Here is an 18879-nt window from a genome sequence, read left to right as displayed (position 1 = left end):
TGCGTTCAGCTACGATGCGCTCGACCGCCTGCACGAAGAGATCGGTTTCGACGGCCGCCTGACGCGCTACCGCTATGACGCCGCCGGCTTGCCCATGGTCAGGGAAGAGCACGGCAGCCCGACTGGCAAGGGGATGCACCGTCATCCCGATGCCCGCATCGACACCCACTACCAGCGCGATGCCGCCGGCAGGCTGGTAGAAAAGCTGGTCTCGCGCATCACCGGCCCGGCGATGGCCGAGCAGCTGCGCACGCAATACCGCTACGACAAGCTCGGCCGCCTGGTGCAGGCGCGCAACGCGCAAGCCGAGGTCGAGCTGCAGTACGACGCCCTCGGCCAGCTGATCTCCGAGACCACCACCGGCCGCCACCATGCCAGCCGCATCGCACATGCCTACGATGTCCTGGGCAACCGCATCCAGACGGTATTGCCCGACGGCCGCAAGCTCAACCAGCTGTTCTACGGCTCGGGCCACCTGCACCAGGTCAATCTGGACGGAGAAGTCATCTGCGACATCGAGCGCGATGCCTTGCACCGGGAAGTCGGCCGCACCCAGGGGCCGCTGAACAGCCTGTTCCAGTACGACAAGCTGGGCCGGCTGACGGGGCAGCAAGTCAGCGGCAGCCTCGCAGAGCAGCGCCGCGCCTGGCAAGCGCTGGACAAGCCCGAACTTGACAGCAGCCTCATTGCCAGACGCTACGACTACGACAAGAGCGGCGAACTGATCGCCATCGAAGACGCCCGGCTGGGCCGCACCGCCTACCACTACGATGCGCTCGGGGGCATCCTGTCGGCGGTGCATCCGACCACGCAGGAGCGCTTTGCCTTCGATCCGGCGCACAACCTGATCGACGACAGCCTGCAGGCCCAGGGCGGACGCATCGAGAACAACCGCGTCACGGTCTTCGAAGACAAGCGCTATGCCTACGACGTGCACGGCGAACTGATTGCCAAGAAGATCGGCCGGCATACCGAGATGACGCTGCAGTGGAACGGCGAGCACCAGTTAATCAAAGCCGTCACAACGCGGCAGGCACATACCGACCAGCAGACGGTGCAGACGGTGATGTATGGCTACGACCCGTTCGGGCGGAGGCTGTACAAGAAGGATGCGTTTGGTATTACGCATTTTGTCTGGGATGGGAATCGGTTGTTGGAGGAAGTGCGCGGCAACCATGCGCGGACGTATGTGCACCAGCCGGGTTCGTTTGTGCCGCTGGCGCAGGTGAACCGCGTCTGCAAACAGGACAGGGAAGCGAGTCAGAGTGCAAAGAAGGCAGAGGTGTTGCACATCCATACCGATCATCTGGGTACGCCGCGGGAGATGACGGACGAGCGGGGGCAATTGCAGTGGGCGGCAACGTATCGGACGTGGGGCAATGTGCTGCGGGTAGAAGAGCCGGAAGCTGATGATTGGATGGACGAGCGAGCGCAACGGCGGGTGTTCGAGGAAGCGCAGTCGTTGCGGTTTCAGGGGCAGTACTATGATGCTGAGACGGGACTGCATTACAATCGGTTTCGGTATTACGATCCGGATTGCGGGCGGTTTGTGTCGCAGGATCCGGTTGGGCTGCAAGGTGGGAATAATTTTTATCAATATGCGCCGAATCCGGTCGTATGGATTGATCCGCTTAGATTAACTTCGACGACTCCTCCGACAATTACCGCACCCGAGATCACAGGAAAAACTCGTACGGAAATTTGTGATCTTGCTAAACAAAAAGGATTGATTCCGAAAAAAAATGACGCGACAGGTGCACCTATAAAATGGCATTGCCCATGTACAGGAAAAGAGAGATTACGTTTGGATCGGGGACATATTGATGCTAAAACTGGACTTCCATACAACGATCCGAAAGCAGCGGTTGATCATGTACATGGATATGATCCTACTGGCAAAGTAAAAATTGTTTCGCCAAATGATGGCAACCCTCATTTCCCGACCAAAGGAGAATAAATTGGCCCAACTCAACACAAGCGAAGAATATTATGAATCGAGTGATAGCACTATTCGAATTTGGATTGAACAAGGTACGTCTATTCATATGAAAGTGATTACAAAAACAAATGATCCTGTTGAGCTTTCAGAGGAAGAGGCGCTTGAAATTTCCGATGTTCTTAAGAAGTTCGCGAAGCGCATCTAATAGTTCTATCAATATGCGGTTAATCCGATAGGATGGCTTGATGCATTCGGACTAACTTGTGTATGTGAAACGAAACTCGAACGAAGATCACCTGCTATTGCGCGCATTACTCCTAGAGCATTACCGCAGTAATCCCCCGAAAAGTAAGCAGGCTTGAAGGTAGAATTTTCTCCAATCAGAAACGAGGAAGTTTTACATGAAGAAGTCGCGGTTGGTCGGCGAGACCACCACCGGCCGGCATCATGCCAGCCGCATCGCACATGCTTACGATGCGCTGGGCAACCGCATCCAGACAGTATTGCCCGACGGCCGCAAGCTCAACCAGCTGTTCTACGGCTCGGGCCATCTGCACCAGGTCAACCTGGACGGAGAAGTCATCTGCGACATCGAGCGCGATGCCTTGCACCGGGAAGTCGGCCGCAGCCAGGGTGCGCTGAACAGCCTGTTCCAGTACGACAGGCTGGGCCGGCTGACCGGACAGCGGGTTGGCGGCAGCCCCGCGCAGCAGCGCCAGGCGTGGAAGGCGGAGGACGATCTCATTGCAAGGCGCTACGACTACGACCGTGCCGGCGAGCTGATTGCCATCGACGATGCCCGGCGCGGCCGCATCGCATACCACTACGATGCGCTCGGCCGCATCCTGTCGGCGGTTCATCCCGACCTGCAGGAGCGCTTCGCCTTCGATCCGGCGCACAACCTGATCGATGCTTCAATACAAGAACACGGCGGACGCATCGAGCACAATCGGGTCACGGTGTTTGAGGACAAACGCTATGCCTACGACGTGCATGGCGATCTGACCGGCAAGAAGATCGGCCGGCATACCGAGATGACGCTGCAGTGGAACGGCGAGCACCAGTTAATCAAAGCCGTCACAACGCGGCAGGCGCACACGGAGGACCCGACGACACAGACGGTGACGTACGGCTACGATCCGTTCGGGCGGCGGCTGTACAAGAAGGATGCGTTTGGCATCACGCATTTCGTGTGGGATGGGAATCGGCTGCTGGAAGAAGTGCGAGGCAGTCATGCGAGGACGTATGTGTATCAGCCGGAGTCGTTTGTGCCGCTGGCGCAGGTGAATCGGGTCATCAGGCAAAACGACGAAGCGGAACAAGCTGCGAGGACGCGGACGCAGACGGCCCAGGTGCTGCACATGCATACCGATCACCTCGGCACGCCGAGGGAGATGACGGATGAGCGGGGGCAATTGCGCTGGGCGGCGACGTACCGGGCGTGGGGCAATGTGCTGCGGGTGGAAGAGCCGGCACTGATTGAGCAGGACGTTGAGCAAGCACAACAGCAGGCATTCGAGGAAGTGCAGCCTTTGCGGTTTCAGGGACAGTACTATGATGCCGAGACGGGGCTGCATTACAATCGGTTTCGGTATTACGACCCGGACTGTGGAAGGTTTATTGGGCAAGATCCGATTGGATTGCAGGGCGGCATCAACTTGTATGCCTATGTGGCTAGTCCTACTGGCTGGATTGACCCACTTGGGCTGACGCCATGTAAATGCACTAATAGGACAAAGGGGGTAGGAGCCTTTGCCGACGAAGCGAAATTGATCGGTCACTTTAATAAACATGGAGCGGAGTTCGGCACCAAGAGTGCAAGCGAATACCTGCAAGTTGGCCAAGACATCATGAAGTACGGCCAAAAAGTCGAGTACTTGTACAAAGGCGAAACTCGAACTGGCTTTGTTCAATTCATGGGAAATAGAGCCAATGGTCAATCCAAGTTTGGATTCGTCGGCACGAACGCGGACGGTGCCATAACGACTATCCATACCGAGAGTGGCAACAGCTTCTGGAAGATGCTCAACAACGGCAATATCGATAAGGTAAGAAAACCCATACCATGAATTACTTGGCCCAAATAAAACGTTTAAGCGACGATGTGGAAGAAGAAGTGGTTCTGCGCATTAACGGCCTTGAAGTCACATGCTTTGCAACCGTGTGCCCTTACAAAATTGAGGAAGGGGCGTCTTACCAGGTCGAATTGACTGCACAGGTGTTTAATGAATATCTGGTTAGTGAGCTTGACGAAGATGCGTCAGCCTCGATTGTTCAGATCGGCGGTAGCTTCTCTCATGTGATTACGGGAAGGTTGAGCGGCAATCGTTTGGAAGCTGGCGCCATCGTGTTTGAAGACGATGTACTGCTAAGTGACTTTGGCTATCTTGAAGGAAAAATGATTGCGTGGAAGATTGATCGAATAGATGCCGAGTTTCTTTCTGATGATTTTAGAAAGTAGAAAACCTCTCCCACCCGCCTGCGGTGGATAGCTGCTAAGAGAAGGGCCGCATGATGCGGCCCTTTTTATTGGCTGCTGTCGCAGCCGCTCAATCGATGGTCAAGACGATGCACCCGGCCATGACACGAACGCGGACGGACGTGTCATGAATTCTGTGTGCGAGGTCGATTTAGTTGATAGCGTTAGTGAAGCGCTCTCCCAACATGATGCCGGACTGATTGGCTGCCTGCTTCCACGTCCGCTGCAGCATCTTCCAGTCTTTTTCAATATTGCGCAAGGTCAGGCACAGTAGCTTGGTCGCAGCCTCGTCGCTGGGGAAGTGCCGCCGGTTCTTGACGATATTGCGTAGCCGTATGTGCAAGCTCTCTATGGCGTTTGTGTCTAGAGCGCTTTCGGTTTGACCTGCCTGACGATTCCGGCTGCTTTGCCAGCGACACTGCGTTGTGTGGGGACGCCGAGCCCGCCATGTCGCGTCACCACGCCTTGTTTCGCAGGCAAACCACCTCGGCCTCGCCTGGTCCGGTCAAACCGAAAGCGCTCTAAACCCAGGAACAGCGGCTACATATTGCTGATAAAGGTGTTTATATTTCTTGAGTTGCCCACCCAGTCGCCGAGCCGTTTCCTGATTGACGCATTAGGGTCCGAGCTGGCAGCCTGCAATTGCTTGATGAATTGTTCATCTTCTAACCCGTTGAGGTGCGCATATTCGGAAATGTCGCCTACCACCCTTTTTATAGCTTCTTTTGTAGAGTTCTTTAGGGTCATGGCGTCAATCATGGAAGGCAGCGTCGTGTCCAGCGTTAGAGAAAACCCCTTGCTCCGCCACAACCGAAGCGCACTTTTTAAAGTATTGTTTTTAGGCTCATCATTGCACAACGCGATTTTTTCAGTAATAAAATTGCGGGTAGCCGTGTTGGTGTCTGCCAGCAGGTTGTCGATATGCAGGCCTTTAAGAGCCAGAGCCGCATCGAGGTGGTCATATTGTAGTTTCGTTTGTTGTGGTAGTGCCGTCCATTCATCTGGTGTCATAGCGGCCCTGGCCCTGGATCGACAGGGCAAATCCGGGAAGCAGGCGTTGCGCAATAAATTACTGAGTACAAGGCTACGGGCACTTCTTTGGTGACTGCGAAAATCCTGCTGAATACCGACATAGGCACTGAAACTTTGCAAAGCCTCTTCGATCCCGCCATAGTTCTGTAGAAAAGTATTCCACTCGTTAAACGCGCGCGGCTCGGTCCCGGCTGCGCTCGGCACCAACGCCGCGTACAGCTTGGCGGCGGTTTTCGGCTCTGCCATCACAGCTAGGGCATCGCGTGCCGCCTGGCACTGCTTCACATCGTTGTAGGAAGCGGACGGGGCCGCCTGCGCGGCAACCGGCGAAGGAGCGGAGCCGCTTGCCGGCGAGGCGGCAGCGCCTGAAAGGGACCGGCTCAGCTGGCGATGCAGCCGCCCCGCCATTGCTGTTGCGGTGGGAGTAGGCGGGTGGGAGCTGCCGGCACCCGACGTCGCGCCTGCCTCTAGTGACCGCGAGCCAACGCGTTGACGCTTGCCCGTGTCCGCTTCGGAGGATGCCGATGAACTGCTGAGTGGCCGCTTTGTTGCATCCTGCCGTGGCGGGCTGGCGTGGTGGCTTGCACTGCCTGATGAATCAGGATGTCCTATTTCCGCCAGCGTTGGCGCGTCTTCGCCGCTGACGGGCTGCGCCCCCTTGACCGCGATATGGCAAATAAAGTTGTTGTCGTCACGCTGGTAAATCACATGATCGGCCGCTTCGAACGGCTCCCTGAACTGGAAATCGCCCATGTGGTCGTTGTCGTCGTAGTTCGGGTCGATCATGCGGCCTGTCTGCAGGGTGGTAATTGCATGCTCGATCAAGCTGAGCTCGCGCTGGCTCAGGCCTTTACATTGATTGTCGAGCCAACCCGGGTCAATGGATAACGGCACCGACGTCTGGAAATCAACATGAACCGATATGGGATCTCGTCGAACGCGCGCCTGCTGAAGTGTCAATGGGATACGCGGTGCGGATGTCGTCGACTGGGAGGCCTCTGGAATGACCGAAGGCAAGCGAACGGAAGTGAAACGATTACGCAACATTAATATCTCCATACAATAGTGGTTGCATCCGGGGCGGCTGCAATTCGGCCAATGAGTGTCGCGTGCTTGAGGAAGGTTCCATGGTTTTGCCGCCGGTAATGTAGAGCGGACTGCGAATATCGGTTTGTTGCCGGGCCGATGTCCTCGGAAGCGGTCGAGGCCCGTCATGCTCGATCACTGGCTGCATCACTACAATTGGCATCGTCCTCATCAGGGCATTGGCGGCCTGCCCCCCATGCGCAGGCTTACTAACAATGCGTATAACCTATTGCAACGCTACGCCACAATGCCACGCTTGATGACTACACTTGCGTTCAGCCGAAAAACACTTCCCATGACTATCTGCACGATGACATGTCGCCCATCGATACCGTAGGAGTTATCGTGTACGACCGGCTTTACAGAGTAATTCGTGTCGACGGAATACAAAGCGAAGGAACGACGCGAAGTCTGGTGTCGTCTGCCTTCTGTCGTTTCGATATTGATCAGGACTATCCAGAGATTTCTGCGCGTCGTTACTCTTGCACTCCCTTGGCGTTTCCCTACCGTGAACATGCAGTAGAGGGATGGACCAATAAACGTCGACCCGGTGCAAGGTATGGGAGCCGATGCTCGATACAGCCATGCTAGTTCATTGATAAGAATACTTTTGCAAAGCAAAAGCCGAGGAGCGTACTCGCCTCGGCATTCTTCCTTTAATTTTGAAGAGGCTAGAAAATCGGCCTATTGCTGTACTGATGCATCCCGAATGCCACGCCGCAGGATCTCGACTGCCTCCTTCCTGCCGAACTGTTCGACTAATGCCGCGAGGTCGATAAACTCCGTCGCTTTCAACGCCTTGGCGGCCGTCTTTAGTCCGTGAATGATTGCGGGCGAGTAGCTATATCGATGACCGCTGTCGAGCAGGACGAAGAACGGCAATTTCCCATGCATGGAACTCGACCGGACATGCTGCAACAATTCAAAGACGGCTCCGCTGTCGAAGTGGACGCCTGACACCACGACGTCGATGCCTTCCCCAAGCATCCGCTTTGCCGCTTCGATGGTATGGCAACACACCACATCGAAATCGAAACCCAGCACTGCCCGTGCGAGAGGCATGTCTTCTTCTCGTACCGCGATGAGCAGCTTTTTCCTGGGAGGGTGATTCATCAGAATAATCTGCACTGAGTGCAGTCCACGCAGGTACTGGAGTCAAATTCTACTTGCCCTTCCCTGGCTCGCTGCGCGCGGCAGGCCGCCTGTTTCTGCGGCGTAGGTGCCACGGCTGGCTGATACGCCCGCAGTGCGTCATGCAGCGCCACAATTCGATGCACCGCCTCGCTGAGCTGCGCCGGCGTCATGGCCGATATCCTGTCCCGGATATCGGCGCAGATTCGCTCATTGGAGCGGACACCTATCCACCCGATCAGCCATTCATGCTCATGCCGCACTTCGCCCGGCAGATCTTTGCCTCTTATCTTCACCAGCGCCCGGTAGGCCTCCGTCAGCCTGGCCCGGATGTCGCCGCTCTTCCGCAAGCTCCGTATTGCCTGCTGCGTCTCATGCCATGCATCTGTCATTGTTCGCTTCTCCCTGGGAACAACCGTTTTGCTTTATTGTGTTTCTGCAGTGAGTATAGCGCTGCAGATACCCTGTGCTGTTCAGAAATCCGAATCATTTTTGCTTGATATTCCGCATGCGGGATACGCAAGGAGCAGGCGCTCACACCTGGATCAGGACCGTATGGAATGCAGGATGATTGCGGATATAGCCGGACTGAATTCGAGTGAATGACTCTTCCAGCATCTTGATGGATGCCAGCTCTTTAGGGCGCACGGCACACCAGTTGCCCATGCGATGAACGTTTTTCTGCGCCTCGTTCTGAAAGCATAAGGGTACGGGCTGCCCTTCCGTGTCCAGGCCGAAGGCATAGGGTTCGACGATGCGACTGCATGCGGCGTAATAGAGCTTCAGCTTGAGCTTCTGCGCGATGGCTTGTTCGATGATGCTCGACATGGGTGGCTATTCCTTGGCTACCTAATCAGCAACAAGTTTCCAATAACCAAAAGTAACCGGCAATCCCATATTCATGCGATCGGTGCAAGAGAAAACCGGGCATTCATATTCATAAATGCATATCTCATATTTTTGGTATTGCCGCAGTGAAATATCTAAAATAGGGTTCTTCCTCTTCTATACATTTGGATATCGCTTGCATTAATCACATGACCTATTCAATCAAAGCAAAAGTGGTTCCCTCAAAGGAAGGCAAGCTTGGGGAAACAGCCGAATACATCTATACGATCACGCGCACCGAAACTACTGGACCTGTCGGCATCACATGGAAAGTCTCAACTGTCAGCGATTCCATCGGCAACAACAGAAGCGCCAACCAATACGACTTTGTCGGCGGAGTGCTTCCTTCCGGGACGGTAATATTCAATGCCGGAGAACTTGAAAAGGACATCCGCTTTCTGGTGGCCGGCGACAATATCGACGAGTTTTATAGCCAGATCTTCAATATCGGCATCGCCAATACGGCCACCTATGTGGAAGGCATCATCACGGACGACGATGATGTAGCCGAACAGGCAACCGACGCCTCTCCCGAGTTGCGGGTCAACTCATCCGTGCTGACTTGGGTGAGTACGAGCGAAAGGGACACTTACAAGCTCAATCTTGTTGCCGGCAAAAATTACAGCCTCAATGTTTCGCATGTCGAAGGCAGCGCGACAAACTTCGGGGCTTTCGACCTGAAAGACGCATTTGGCAATCCATTGATCACCGGCGGCAACGATAGCGCCACCACGCATTTCACCGTACCGGCGACAGGCATCTACTTTGTGACGCTGAAAAGCTATTACAACCATGGTGGCTATCAGCTTGTGTTAACCGATTCGCCTGCCTCCAGGATTTCGTCGGGCAGCACGGAGCTGCTCGGCACGCAGGATACCCTGGTACTCACCGGCTACGCAGCCGCCAACGGCACCGGCAATGCCTTGAACAACTCCCTCTCGGGCAACAGCGCCGCGAATGCCCTGCTTGGATTGGGCGGAAACGACATCATCGCCGGGTATGGAGGCGACGATACCATTGACGGCGGGGCCGGCATCGACACGGCTGTCTATTCCGGTGCGCTTGGCAATTTCGCGATTGAGAAGCTCTCCAATGGATACAAGATCACCGACAAGACATTGGCAAACGGCGTAGACCTGCTGAGCGACATTGAACGTCTCAAGTTCGGCGACAAGGCTATCGCCTTCGACATCAGCGGCAATGCCGGGCAAGCATACCGCCTCTACCAGGCGGCATTCGACCGCAAGCCCGACCTTGGCGGTCTCGGCGCGCAAATGAACGGGCTGGACAACGGCATGTCCCTGCTCCAGATCTCACAGAACTTCATCAATTCCCAGGAATTCGCGCTGAGATACGGCGCCAACCCCTCCAACGAGGCCTTCGTGACTCAGCTCTATGCCAACGTGCTGCACCGGTCTCCGGATGCAGGCGGCTATGCCGTGCAGGTCAAGGCGCTCCATGACGGAGTGTCACGCGCCCAGCTGCTGGTGAACTTTTCCGAATCGCCGGAAAACTACAACGCCACCATCGTCGGTATCCAGAACGGTATCGAGTACACGCCGTTTGCCTGACCTCCACAAAAGCAGAAAGCCGAGGAGTTTGCGCTCTTCGGCATCCTTCTTCTGACGTCATGGAGATTCGGGAATCGAACGATCACTTTCGGCAACGCATCTCGAATGCCACGTCTCAAGATCTGAACCGCCGCGTCCCTGCCCAACCAATGTCCCGAGGCCGGCGAACTCCCTTCATCGACGACCGTAATTCAACGTCCGGCATAAGGAAATCGCTCCCATGAATATGGGATTGAGCGATAGCAAGGAAATAACTAGAGTGACTGCGCCTCGAAAACCCCAAATCACTTTAAAAATTTGAGGCTTGCTGTCTTTACCGCTTGCTGTCGCTGCCTTCCTCATGTGATCAACCTATTCCAGGGGCGGCAGACGGCCAGATACACTCCATCGAAAGAATAAGAAATGGCTACCCTAAAATTAGGCACAAACTTCAACATCACCAACCCAGGTTCCTATGACGTGGACGATCTGGCCACCGGCGTCGTACGCAACGCCAGTTCGACTGGCTTCACCATGTCCGACTCGCGCGGAAATTCGGTCACTGTCAGCGGAACGGGCATGGGTTACGCTGCCGACGGAGACTGGGTGGCGGGTGTGGCACACAGCATTACCATCATCAAGAGCGGGCAGCTCGTCCTGGAAGCGACCGGCCTGTCCGTGACCGGAAACGTGGACGTATACGACAGGGGCTACGATGGCATAGCGCCCGGAATGCAGGCGGAAGTCGCCTACTGGCTGCGCGGCAACGACACCATTTCCGCCTCGTCAGGCAATGAATACATAAGGGGCTTCGGCGGCAACGACAGCATCCAGGGCGGCGCGGGCAGCGATATCATCGATGGCGGCAGCGGCACGGATACGGCGGTCTACGCGGGCAATGCGGCGAGCTACCAGATCACCAAGACCGCCAGCGGCTATACGGTTGCCGGCGGCTCCGATGGCGGCGACTCGCTGCTCAACGTCGAGCGCATACGGTTTGCCGACAAGGCAATCGCCAACGATATCAACGGCAATGCGGGCCAGGCATATCGCCTCTATCAGGCGGCATTCGACCGCAAGCCCGATCTCGGCGGTCTCGGAGCGCAAATGAATGGGCTGGACAATGGCATGTCCCTGCTCCAGATTTCACAGAACTTCATCAATTCCCAGGAGTTCGCGCTGAGGTACGGCGCCAACCCCTCCAACGAGGCCTTTGTGACACAGCTCTATGCCAACGTGCTGCACCGGACTCCCGATGCAGGCGGCTACGCGGTGCAGGTCAAGGCGCTCTATGACGGAGTGTCTCGCGCCCAGCTGCTGGTGAATTTTTCCGAATCGCCGGAAAACTACAACGCCACCATCGTAGGCATTCAGAACGGTATCGAGTACACGCCGTTTGCCTGATACCTATCGGCTCAGACAGTATCAAGCCCTCTTCCACGAGGGCTTTTTTGTGGCTGCTGAATTCTCTGTCGCAGAGACTCCATAGCCTTCTTTGCCGATCCTTGTAACCATTCTTCAAAGACTCATAAACGCTATTGGAATAGTTTAAAAGCGAAAAAAACCGAGCGGCTCTCGTTCCTCGGTTGTAAGTTACCGCTCGCCTTCCAAAGACCAACAGCCTAAGCGCGAACTCTAGTCTTCGTTCTCAGATTCAAAATCTGCGCAACTACTGGTGAAGAGGCTGGAACATGGCCAACAAGTGTCCGAAAGTATCGTTTTAAGCCTAAAAGTAAAAAGACTGAGCTTTTGGCCCGGCCTTCATAGCGGAAAACTTTTCTTAGTTATCCGAGGAACTTGCGCCCCTTGGCTTCGAGAGAAAGAAGCAGTCCTATTCGAGTTAGATAAGTCCTAGCTTCTGCACATTCTGCATCGATAGCAGTTGACAGTAGGCCGCAGCCAAGGCGCCTGTGTCACGGAGTTCAATGAACGCCTGTGCCGGCAAGGAATTGAGTGCAGCTTCATCGACCCGATACAAGCCTTCGATAGGCTGCGTCTTCTCGCCAGTCTGCACTTGGAGTTGCCAAGGCTGGATCAGCTTGTGCTTTTGTAAGACGAGGCATATACCGGCCGTCGCCTTGCAGTTTGCCTGCTGCTGCGTCAGCGAGTTCAAGACCTCCTTTACTGCTTGTGTAGGCTTACCGTCAACATCGAAGAAAGTCTCGCCGTCGGGGCCTTCAGTAACGAGGCCGCTGCTTTCATCAATGCATAGGACGTACTGTCCATCGTCGGCGTTGGCGAGCTTGAAGGGATAGGTGCGATAGACAGCAGGTATGTAGGCAGCAAGCCAACGCCCATCAGAGGCAACAAATGTATTCCTGCCCGGAGCAAGGCCTTGCACAGCAACCAGATCGAAAACCTCACCAGAAGCGATGAAGGCCACCGGCAACGCCATCACGGCCTGTGGTAGCTCCTGCGCTGTCAAAGGAACTATTGTGTCCGGGGCAGCGAAGTGATGGCTAGAATTGAGCCTCCAACACTTGTTAGCATGGCGGTCCTTGGAAACCGCGACATAGGACGATGCCTTGGGCAATGTAGATGGGGGTGGCACCATGAGTTCTACTCCTGTACGGTCGATGCCTTGCTGCACCGACGATGCGCAGGATGGATGCACGACCAGCTTGGCCAAGCACCTGTTTGCGTCATGCACAGAATCCACAATCCTGTCCTGTTGCTGGTCTGACTGGTGCCAGCGTTTCGTACGGTACATCCGGGATTGAATTAGTGCTTCAATCCGTCCCTGCTCAGGGTTACTAGCAAGCCTCAACTTCGTGTGTTGCAAGCTCTCGGCAATAAATGCAAAGACATCCGCTGGCATTGTTGAATCGCGGAGCACCTCTTCACTGGCCTGAAAGGCTGTGGCTCGTGTCAAAGCAACCATGTAACCGCTCGAATCACAGAGCCTCACTTGCCCAAACGAATTTACATTGACCAAGGGGCAGTACGGAGCCAGTTCAGGCAATACATGGTTGGGGAAAACCTGATCCTTCCAGTAGCTTTCCGCGATCCGTTTGAAGTGGCAGTAATTTTCAACAGGCATGAGCTGAGATTTGCCAAAGGGAAGAATTTCGACCTTTGGCTTGGTTGGTACCACCGTGTCATTGGAGACATCGACATACAACGTACCGATGAGAAATGCGTTCTGAAAGAATTGACCACGCAGATCACCCCATATTTGTCGAAGCGATCCTCCTGCACGCAAGAATGCCGATAAGGCCGCATAGCCTTTAGCAGCTATGCCATCAAAGCCAGATGCGTCTATTCTGTGCAACCGCTTCTGTACAGCTTGCGTTATTTCTAGGCACTGCCCGAGCGGGTAAGGCTTACCCAACTTGGTAGGCTGTCGCGGCTGCAGTATGGCATCCACTTCGGTGCGAACGGCCAGCAAAAAGATTTCGAGTTCAGCTACTACAGGCATCAAATATCGGTCAGTAAGCTCCTGCTGTACCAACTCGTTGACAATGCGTGGTTCATGCGGCAACAGAGGTCTCGCAAAAATACTCGTCACGCTTCCATACCTTTTATTGACGTTGATGGCGATACCGCCAATGCCTTCAGACAGTGCATTTCCGTACTGAAATCCACTGAAATGAAAAAAAACCGAGGGGCTCTCGCTCCTCGGCTGTAAGTTACCGCTGGCCTTCCTAGGGCATTATTGTCGTGCAGTCGGTTGCTCCCTCTCGCCGCGTTTCATTGTCGCGGCTTCTCGTTTTCGTTGTTCGTGCCACCAGCTTATGCTGGGCTTCAGTATTCTTCCGAGGCTTATTACTTCTTCATTGATTAACGCTGCTTGGCTGCCGGAACCTGTACATCAATGGCTATTGTGACGCTATTGCTTGGCGTTATAGCAATGGCAAGACTTATCAACCAAAAAAGGGCCAAGGTTCGAGGCCTTGGCCCTTCAAACTATCTCTGCATTAGGCAGCCAATGTTTTGGTTACCTAAATGCCGAGCATCTGTATCGACTAGTCTTAGACGAAGTTACCAGCAACCAGGGAGCCAGTAGCAACACCCTCAACAACACCAACCAGTGCGATCTCAGAAGCGACCAGCGATGCATCGGCGCTGCTATAGTAGTACAGGTAAGCATTTGTACCGCTGTATGCCAACAGGTAACCAGTATCAGCTGCCGTTACAGTCAAGCTAGTGATAGTGGAACCAGCATTGGCGATACCTTTCAGCAGCTCAGTACCATCAACAACACCAACTTTGCCCAGATCAGCAGAGTTGTTAGTTGCAGCAAAGTTAAACGCTGTGATTGCGTTAGTTGCAGTGATAGTGAATGCTGTACCAGTGCCTGTCACGGATGCCAGAGCTGCTGTACCCAGAGTCATGTTGATATCGAGGATGTCACCACCTGTACCAGCAGTGAAGCCCTTAACAACGTCACGATTTGCAGCCGCAGTTGCAGCGATCACTACACGATCTTGACCGCCTTTGGACAGATCGATTGTGTCGATACCATCACCGCCAGTCAACACGTCATCAGCGGAACCACCAATGATTGTGTTGTTGCCTGCTTCGCCTGTCAGAGTCAGCTTACCTGTTGCTGCGCTACCGTCGATAGTTGCGTTTGTACCAGCAGCAGTTGTTGTGAAGTTAGCTGCACCAGTCACAACGATCTTGCCGTTTGCGCTAACGTTTGTCGTAGTGATCTCATTAGCTGCACCAGTCGAGCTTGTCGATGCGACGTTGATAGTCTCGAAACCACCTGCCGAAGCAGCAACGCTTGTCAGCGTAACAGCGGATGCACCACCAACTGTCAGGTTCAACACGTCATTGCCGCCGTCGATTGTCGGAGCAAATGTTGTTGCGCCAGCATTTGCGGAGAATGCAAATGTATTGTCGTTGACTGTGTTGGTGAAAGCTGTTGTACCGCCACCAGTCGCTGCAAATGCCTTAGTGAAGGTAATTTGCGATGCATCAACCGCTGCATTGGCTTGGGTTACTTCCAGAACGTCCATACCAGTTACTGCATTGATGACTTTGTTCAGAGCAGTGGTAGTGGAGTCGATGGTGGAGCTGATTGCCAAAGTGTCTGTACCAGCACCACCGTTGACTTTGTCAGCTGCGTCCAGCGTTGCACCAAAGTTGAAGCGGTCATTGCCTGCACCACCAGTTACTGTGATGTCTTCTGCACCGAAGGCAACGTTCACAGCGCCGGTAGCAGCGGATGCGTCCAGAGTACCAGTTGTGCCCAGGAAGTCGAGTGCAGTGTTGACACGGAAGTTAGCACCACCGGTGATGGTCAGTGTCTTCATTGTCGAGTTAGTACCGTCGCCAACTACGAGAGCGTCCAAACGTGTTGCTGTACCGTTCGAGTTGACGGTTACGAGGTCAAAACCTTCGCCAGCGCCCGCGCCATTTGCTGTGACAACGGCGTACTTTGTTGCATCAGCAACAGTTGCTGCGCTATTGCCATTAACGTTCAAGGTCAGTGCATCTGTTGTACCAGCGAGACCTGTCTTATATGTAACTGTCAGATCGTTGTCGTCAGAAGCAGTGCCCGACAGACCGAGTGTCTTAACAGTGGTAGCAACGTTAATTGCAGAAATTCCAACCAGACCATTCACGCTGTTCAGTGTTGTCAGATCCGGTGTAATGGATGCGTTGACGACTGTTGCACCAGCCAGATTTGTCACATTCAGAACTTCAACGCCTGTCAGGGTCGGGGAAGTAGTGGCTGCCAGGTCGACAGCACCGTTAACGCGCAGGTTCAGGGTATCTGTACCGCCACCAGCATTGATTGTGTCAGTCAGGTTCAGGTTGCCGTTTGCAGCAGTTGCATCCAGAACGGCATTGATTGTGTCGTTCTGTGCTGTACCAGTGATTGCATCCAGACCAGTTGTCAGCGTGCTAATAATTTCGCGCCTAACTTCTTGATTCTATACAGCGTCGATTCCACTACCCCTCAGATGTGATCACCAGCGGATCATTTTTCGCATCTCGTCGACATCACTCAGCTTAACAATTTTTTTCGATCCCGATACTTACCCGCTTTTGCGTGTGACCACCCGCTGTATCAATGACGCGCCTATTCCGGCGTCTTCATCGTTGATGCAAGGGCCGGATGCAGTATCTGGCCCACCGCTTGAGCTGCCTGCTGCAGCGTCGAGTCGGCCAGATGCGCATAGCGCATCGTCACGGTGGACGTGTGATGGCCAAGGGCCTTCTGCACTACAAACAGGTTGTAGCCGGCATTGATCAGCAACGATGCAAACGTGTGACGCAAGTCGTGCATGCGTACATGGCCAAGGCCGGCACGCTCGCGCATGGAATTCCATGAGTAATACACGCTCACGAACGGCTTGCCTGTGATTGGGCTCGGGAACAGGTACGGGCTCTGGCCTCGGCTCGGCAGGGTTTGCAACAAGGTGCGCGCCTCCGGAGGCAAGTGCACCGTCTGCGGCTTGCCCGACTTGGTCATCGGGATGTGCCACAGGCCTGCGGCCTCATCGATCTCACACCAGCGCGCATGTAGCGCGTTATTGCGTCGCACGCCAGTCAGCACGAGGAACGCAACGATCGAGAGCAGGTAGGGATTCTGTTCACACGCACGGCCGGCCTCAAGCAGGCGCTGGATCTCATCCTGGGAGAGAAACACCTGACGTACATTGTTCTCCTCCAGCATACGCACTGCTTTGGCCGGGTTGGTGGTGATGCCCGGGATCTGCCATAGATTGATCGTTAGATTGAACATGTAGCGCAGTACAACGATGGGTCGGTTGGCCGTCGCCGGCGCGAACCCATTGTTGACCATGCCGATCTGGAGCTGACTCAGATCGTTTGCCGTGATCGCATACAGCTTCTTCTGGCCCACCGCCGGCAGTACATGCCGTCGCAACATCACTTCGTCGGTTTGCCACGATTTCTTCGTCGCCTTTATATAGGGCAAGTAGTAATCGCGGATCAGCTCGGCCATGGTCGGGCACTCCTTCTTCTGCTGCTTGACCTCGCCCGGATCTCCACCAAGCTCCGCCTGGCTCAGCAGCTCTTTGGCCTTGACCCGGGCAGATATCACCGACACGATCGCCGCGTCTGCAATCAGCAAACTCTTGCGTGTGTTGGTGCCCGGTTTGGTGTAGCGGACATAGAACGTCGCCGCTCCGGACTCCCGGATCTGCACATAGAAGTTCTTGATGGCGGTGTCCCATATCTCCACACGACGACGCTCGTTACGAAGCTTGTCGACCAGCGCTTGCGTCATCAGTGTCTTCATCGTCAGGCCTCGCCCAAGGCAGCAGCGGCTAAAGAAGGGGTCGGATGCAGGTACGACGGTGCGCTCAACGCAGACCGGTACAGCCGTGTTGGCGTGTCGCTGTCGCTGCCACTGCTGGCAAGCGTTGCCCCGCCTTGCGTAGCGGCCGATGGCAGCGTGCGCGAGGACCCCGCATTGACGCCGTGATGGGACCGCGACGCCCCCGCGACCTCAGTACCCTCCCCCCGCGAACCTTCGGTCGTACTTGTAGACTCGTCTTTCAAGCGATGCACATCAATCAGGCCGGGCACGAACGGCGCACCGTTGCCGCCCTTGCCGTCATACAGCAGTTCGTATTCAAACGACTGGCCGCGCGCGCCTCGATGCACGAGGATGTATTCCATCGCAATCAGGCGGTCTACATGGATGCGGCATTGCGTATCGGACAGGCTGCAGACACGGCGCACGTCGCTGCGTGCGAAGCGCACTTCCTGGCGTGGGATGGCATTGGCCTTGGCTTCGTACTCAACCATGCCGTGCAGTGCTTCGAGTACACGGCGGGTTTGCGGCGGCAGCTCATCGAGGCTGCGGCCGAGCACTTCGTTGGCCAAGCGGTTGGCCGTGGCAATGTCCTCCAGCGTCACCTCTATATAAGAGAGCGTTTGGCCTCCGGCCGAGAGGGTCTTGATCGGACGCTGGTACTGGTGCAAGAGTGCAATGGTATCGATCAGCGTCAGGTACTTCTCATGGTCGCGGCGCGTGCGCGTGCGGTCATCGAGGAAGGTGAGCTGGTCGGCATACGGGTTGACCACGGCCAAGGGACGCAGCAAGCGCTGTGCATTGCGGTGCAGGGTCAGGATGCGCTGCTTGTTTTCCTTGCGGATCAAGCCCTGCAATGTCCGCTTTTCCCGCTGCAGGCGGTGGATCGCCCGGGTCTGCTCGCGGCCTTCGTTGACGGTCAGGATCAGGCAACGGTTCATCAGCTCTTCATCGATGTCGATGGCCGTCGTGGTCAGGAACATCATGACCGGGCCTTCGACCCGGTATTGCTTCGTCACCAGATGGCCGGCCTGCGGATCGCTGCCGGTTGAGGCAATCGTCAGCTCGCCCTCGGACTGCAGCAGCTTCAGCGCATAGCTGGCACGGTTGGCCCCCTCCTCTTCCACGATCGCAAGGATCTTGTGCTTGAGGTTGGTTTCGCCCATATAGAACAGGCTTTGCCCGGTCATCGCACTGTACTTGACCCGCTCTTCCTCGGGCATCATGGCCAGCACCGCATCCATCAGCGAACTCTTGCCGGCCGCGCTGGACGACTGGACAACCACGGCCAGCGGCGCATCAAGGCGCCGGCTGGTTGCCGCCAGATAGCCGACCAGTTTATTGGTCGTTTCTCCAACGATCCCGCAGGCATCGAAGTCATCGGTGATCCGCTGCAGCAAGTCCGGCGCGGTCAGCAATGCCATGGCCGCTTCCCGCTCGGCATCGTCCATCGGGGCGACTTCCGGCTCGTCAGGTGCCGGCGCGTCGGACGGTTCTTGCCGCAGGCCTTCGAGCTGGACCAGTAGCCGGCCCATGT

The 18879-nt window shown here is 55.4% G+C and carries 14 protein-coding genes and 2 pseudogenes; 7 read left to right on the top strand and 9 right to left on the bottom strand.

Annotation, left to right across the window (positions count from 1 at the left end):
• The 4 genes from RY831_RS31125 to RY831_RS31110 form a co-directional block, all read left to right on the top strand.
• A partial coding sequence (locus RY831_RS31125) for an RHS repeat-associated core domain-containing protein (protein ID WP_326510197.1) occupies positions 1-1957 on the top strand: 1957 nt, incomplete at its 5' end.
• A gap of 1 nt (position 1958) precedes the next feature.
• Complete coding sequence (locus RY831_RS31120) at positions 1959-2144, top strand: hypothetical protein (RefSeq protein ID WP_326510196.1); 186 nt, start codon at positions 1959-1961, stop codon at positions 2142-2144.
• 196 nt (positions 2145-2340) lie between these two features.
• Positions 2341-4008, top strand: coding sequence for an RHS repeat-associated core domain-containing protein (locus RY831_RS31115; protein WP_326510195.1), 1668 nt, complete (start codon positions 2341-2343; stop codon positions 4006-4008).
• Entirely contained in the window at positions 4005-4400 is a 396-nt protein-coding gene (locus RY831_RS31110; protein WP_326510194.1) for a UCP019853 family protein, read from the top strand. The genes RY831_RS31115 and RY831_RS31110 overlap by 4 nt, the downstream gene beginning before the upstream one ends.
• A 169-nt stretch (positions 4401-4569) precedes the next feature.
• Here RY831_RS31110 and RY831_RS31105 read toward each other — a convergent pair.
• Positions 4570-4779 (bottom strand): annotated as a pseudogene (locus tag RY831_RS31105) (transposase); the annotation flags it as partial.
• A 179-nt stretch (positions 4780-4958) separates the two neighbouring features.
• Complete coding sequence (locus RY831_RS31100; protein WP_326510193.1) at positions 4959-6497, bottom strand: hypothetical protein; 1539 nt, start codon at positions 6495-6497, stop codon at positions 4959-4961.
• Positions 6498-6666: 169 nt separating this feature from the next.
• Between RY831_RS31100 and RY831_RS33470 the strand changes: the two are divergent.
• A pseudogene (locus tag RY831_RS33470) lies at positions 6667-6765 on the top strand (integrase core domain-containing protein); the annotation flags it as partial.
• Positions 6766-7220: 455 nt separating this feature from the next.
• Here the strand turns inward: RY831_RS33470 and RY831_RS31090 are convergent.
• The 3 genes from RY831_RS31090 to RY831_RS31080 all read right to left on the bottom strand — a co-directional run bounded on the left by RY831_RS31090 (position 7221) and on the right by RY831_RS31080 (position 8495).
• A complete protein-coding gene (locus tag RY831_RS31090) occupies positions 7221-7649 on the bottom strand; it encodes a DNA-binding transcriptional response regulator (protein ID WP_326510192.1) in 429 nt (142 codons plus the stop codon).
• Positions 7649-8059, bottom strand: coding sequence for a hypothetical protein (locus tag RY831_RS31085; protein WP_326510191.1), 411 nt, complete (start codon positions 8057-8059; stop codon positions 7649-7651). The genes RY831_RS31090 and RY831_RS31085 overlap by 1 nt, the downstream gene beginning before the upstream one ends.
• Before the next feature lie 142 nt (positions 8060-8201).
• Positions 8202-8495, bottom strand: a complete 294-nt coding sequence (locus tag RY831_RS31080; RefSeq protein ID WP_326510190.1) for a hypothetical protein — start codon at positions 8493-8495, stop codon at positions 8202-8204.
• Between the two features lie 209 nt (positions 8496-8704).
• On the opposite strand from RY831_RS31080, the gene RY831_RS31075 reads away from it, so the two are divergent.
• Together RY831_RS31075 and RY831_RS31070 are read left to right on the top strand one after the other, a co-directional pair.
• Entirely contained in the window at positions 8705-10126 is a 1422-nt protein-coding gene (locus RY831_RS31075; protein ID WP_326510189.1) for a DUF4214 domain-containing protein, read from the top strand.
• Between the two features lie 402 nt (positions 10127-10528).
• Positions 10529-11509, top strand: a complete 981-nt coding sequence (locus RY831_RS31070) for a DUF4214 domain-containing protein (protein ID WP_326510188.1) — start codon at positions 10529-10531, stop codon at positions 11507-11509.
• Positions 11510-11945: 436 nt separating this feature from the next.
• On the opposite strand, the gene RY831_RS31065 is transcribed toward RY831_RS31070, so the two are convergent.
• The 4 genes from RY831_RS31065 to RY831_RS31050 all read right to left on the bottom strand — a co-directional run.
• Positions 11946-13613 carry a SapC family protein gene (locus tag RY831_RS31065; protein ID WP_326510187.1) on the bottom strand — a complete coding sequence of 556 codons (1668 nt, stop codon included), beginning with the start codon at positions 13611-13613 and terminating at the stop codon, positions 11946-11948.
• A 463-nt stretch (positions 13614-14076) separates the two neighbouring features.
• Positions 14077-15747: a beta strand repeat-containing protein gene (locus RY831_RS31060; protein ID WP_326510186.1), complete on the bottom strand. Its 1671-nt coding sequence runs from the start codon at positions 15745-15747 to the stop codon at positions 14077-14079.
• Between the two features lie 392 nt (positions 15748-16139).
• Positions 16140-17312 carry a tyrosine-type recombinase/integrase gene (locus RY831_RS31055; protein WP_326510185.1) on the bottom strand — a complete coding sequence of 391 codons (1173 nt, stop codon included), beginning with the start codon at positions 17310-17312 and terminating at the stop codon, positions 16140-16142.
• A 14-nt stretch (positions 17313-17326) separates the two neighbouring features.
• A partial coding sequence (locus RY831_RS31050; RefSeq protein ID WP_496196651.1) for an MTBMA_p00010-related P-loop-containing protein occupies positions 17327-18879 on the bottom strand: 1553 nt, incomplete at its 5' end.

Origin of the sequence: Noviherbaspirillum album (assembly GCF_035916955.1) — a bacterium.
In the GTDB taxonomy this organism is placed as follows: Bacteria; Pseudomonadota; Gammaproteobacteria; order Burkholderiales; family Burkholderiaceae_D; genus Noviherbaspirillum; species Noviherbaspirillum album.
This window is presented reverse-complemented; position numbering and strand designations above follow the sequence as displayed.

Bases quoted from the DNA above. Each gene is read 5' to 3' on its own strand.
- RY831_RS31115 (WP_326510195.1), top strand. From the start codon at position 2,341: ATGAAGAAGTCGCGGTTGGTCGGCGAGACCACCACCGGCCGGCATCAT.
- RY831_RS31110 (WP_326510194.1), top strand. From the start codon at position 4,005: ATGAATTACTTGGCCCAAATAAAACGTTTAAGCGACGATGTGGAAGAA.
- RY831_RS31100 (WP_326510193.1), bottom strand. From the start codon at position 6,497: ATGTTGCGTAATCGTTTCACTTCCGTTCGCTTGCCTTCGGTCATTCCA.
- RY831_RS31090 (WP_326510192.1), bottom strand. From the start codon at position 7,649: ATGAATCACCCTCCCAGGAAAAAGCTGCTCATCGCGGTACGAGAAGAA.
- RY831_RS31085 (WP_326510191.1), bottom strand. From the start codon at position 8,059: ATGACAGATGCATGGCATGAGACGCAGCAGGCAATACGGAGCTTGCGG.
- RY831_RS31080 (WP_326510190.1), bottom strand. From the start codon at position 8,495: ATGTCGAGCATCATCGAACAAGCCATCGCGCAGAAGCTCAAGCTGAAG.
- RY831_RS31075 (WP_326510189.1), top strand. From the start codon at position 8,705: ATGACCTATTCAATCAAAGCAAAAGTGGTTCCCTCAAAGGAAGGCAAG.
- RY831_RS31070 (WP_326510188.1), top strand. From the start codon at position 10,529: ATGGCTACCCTAAAATTAGGCACAAACTTCAACATCACCAACCCAGGT.
- RY831_RS31055 (WP_326510185.1), bottom strand. From the start codon at position 17,312: ATGACGCAAGCGCTGGTCGACAAGCTTCGTAACGAGCGTCGTCGTGTG.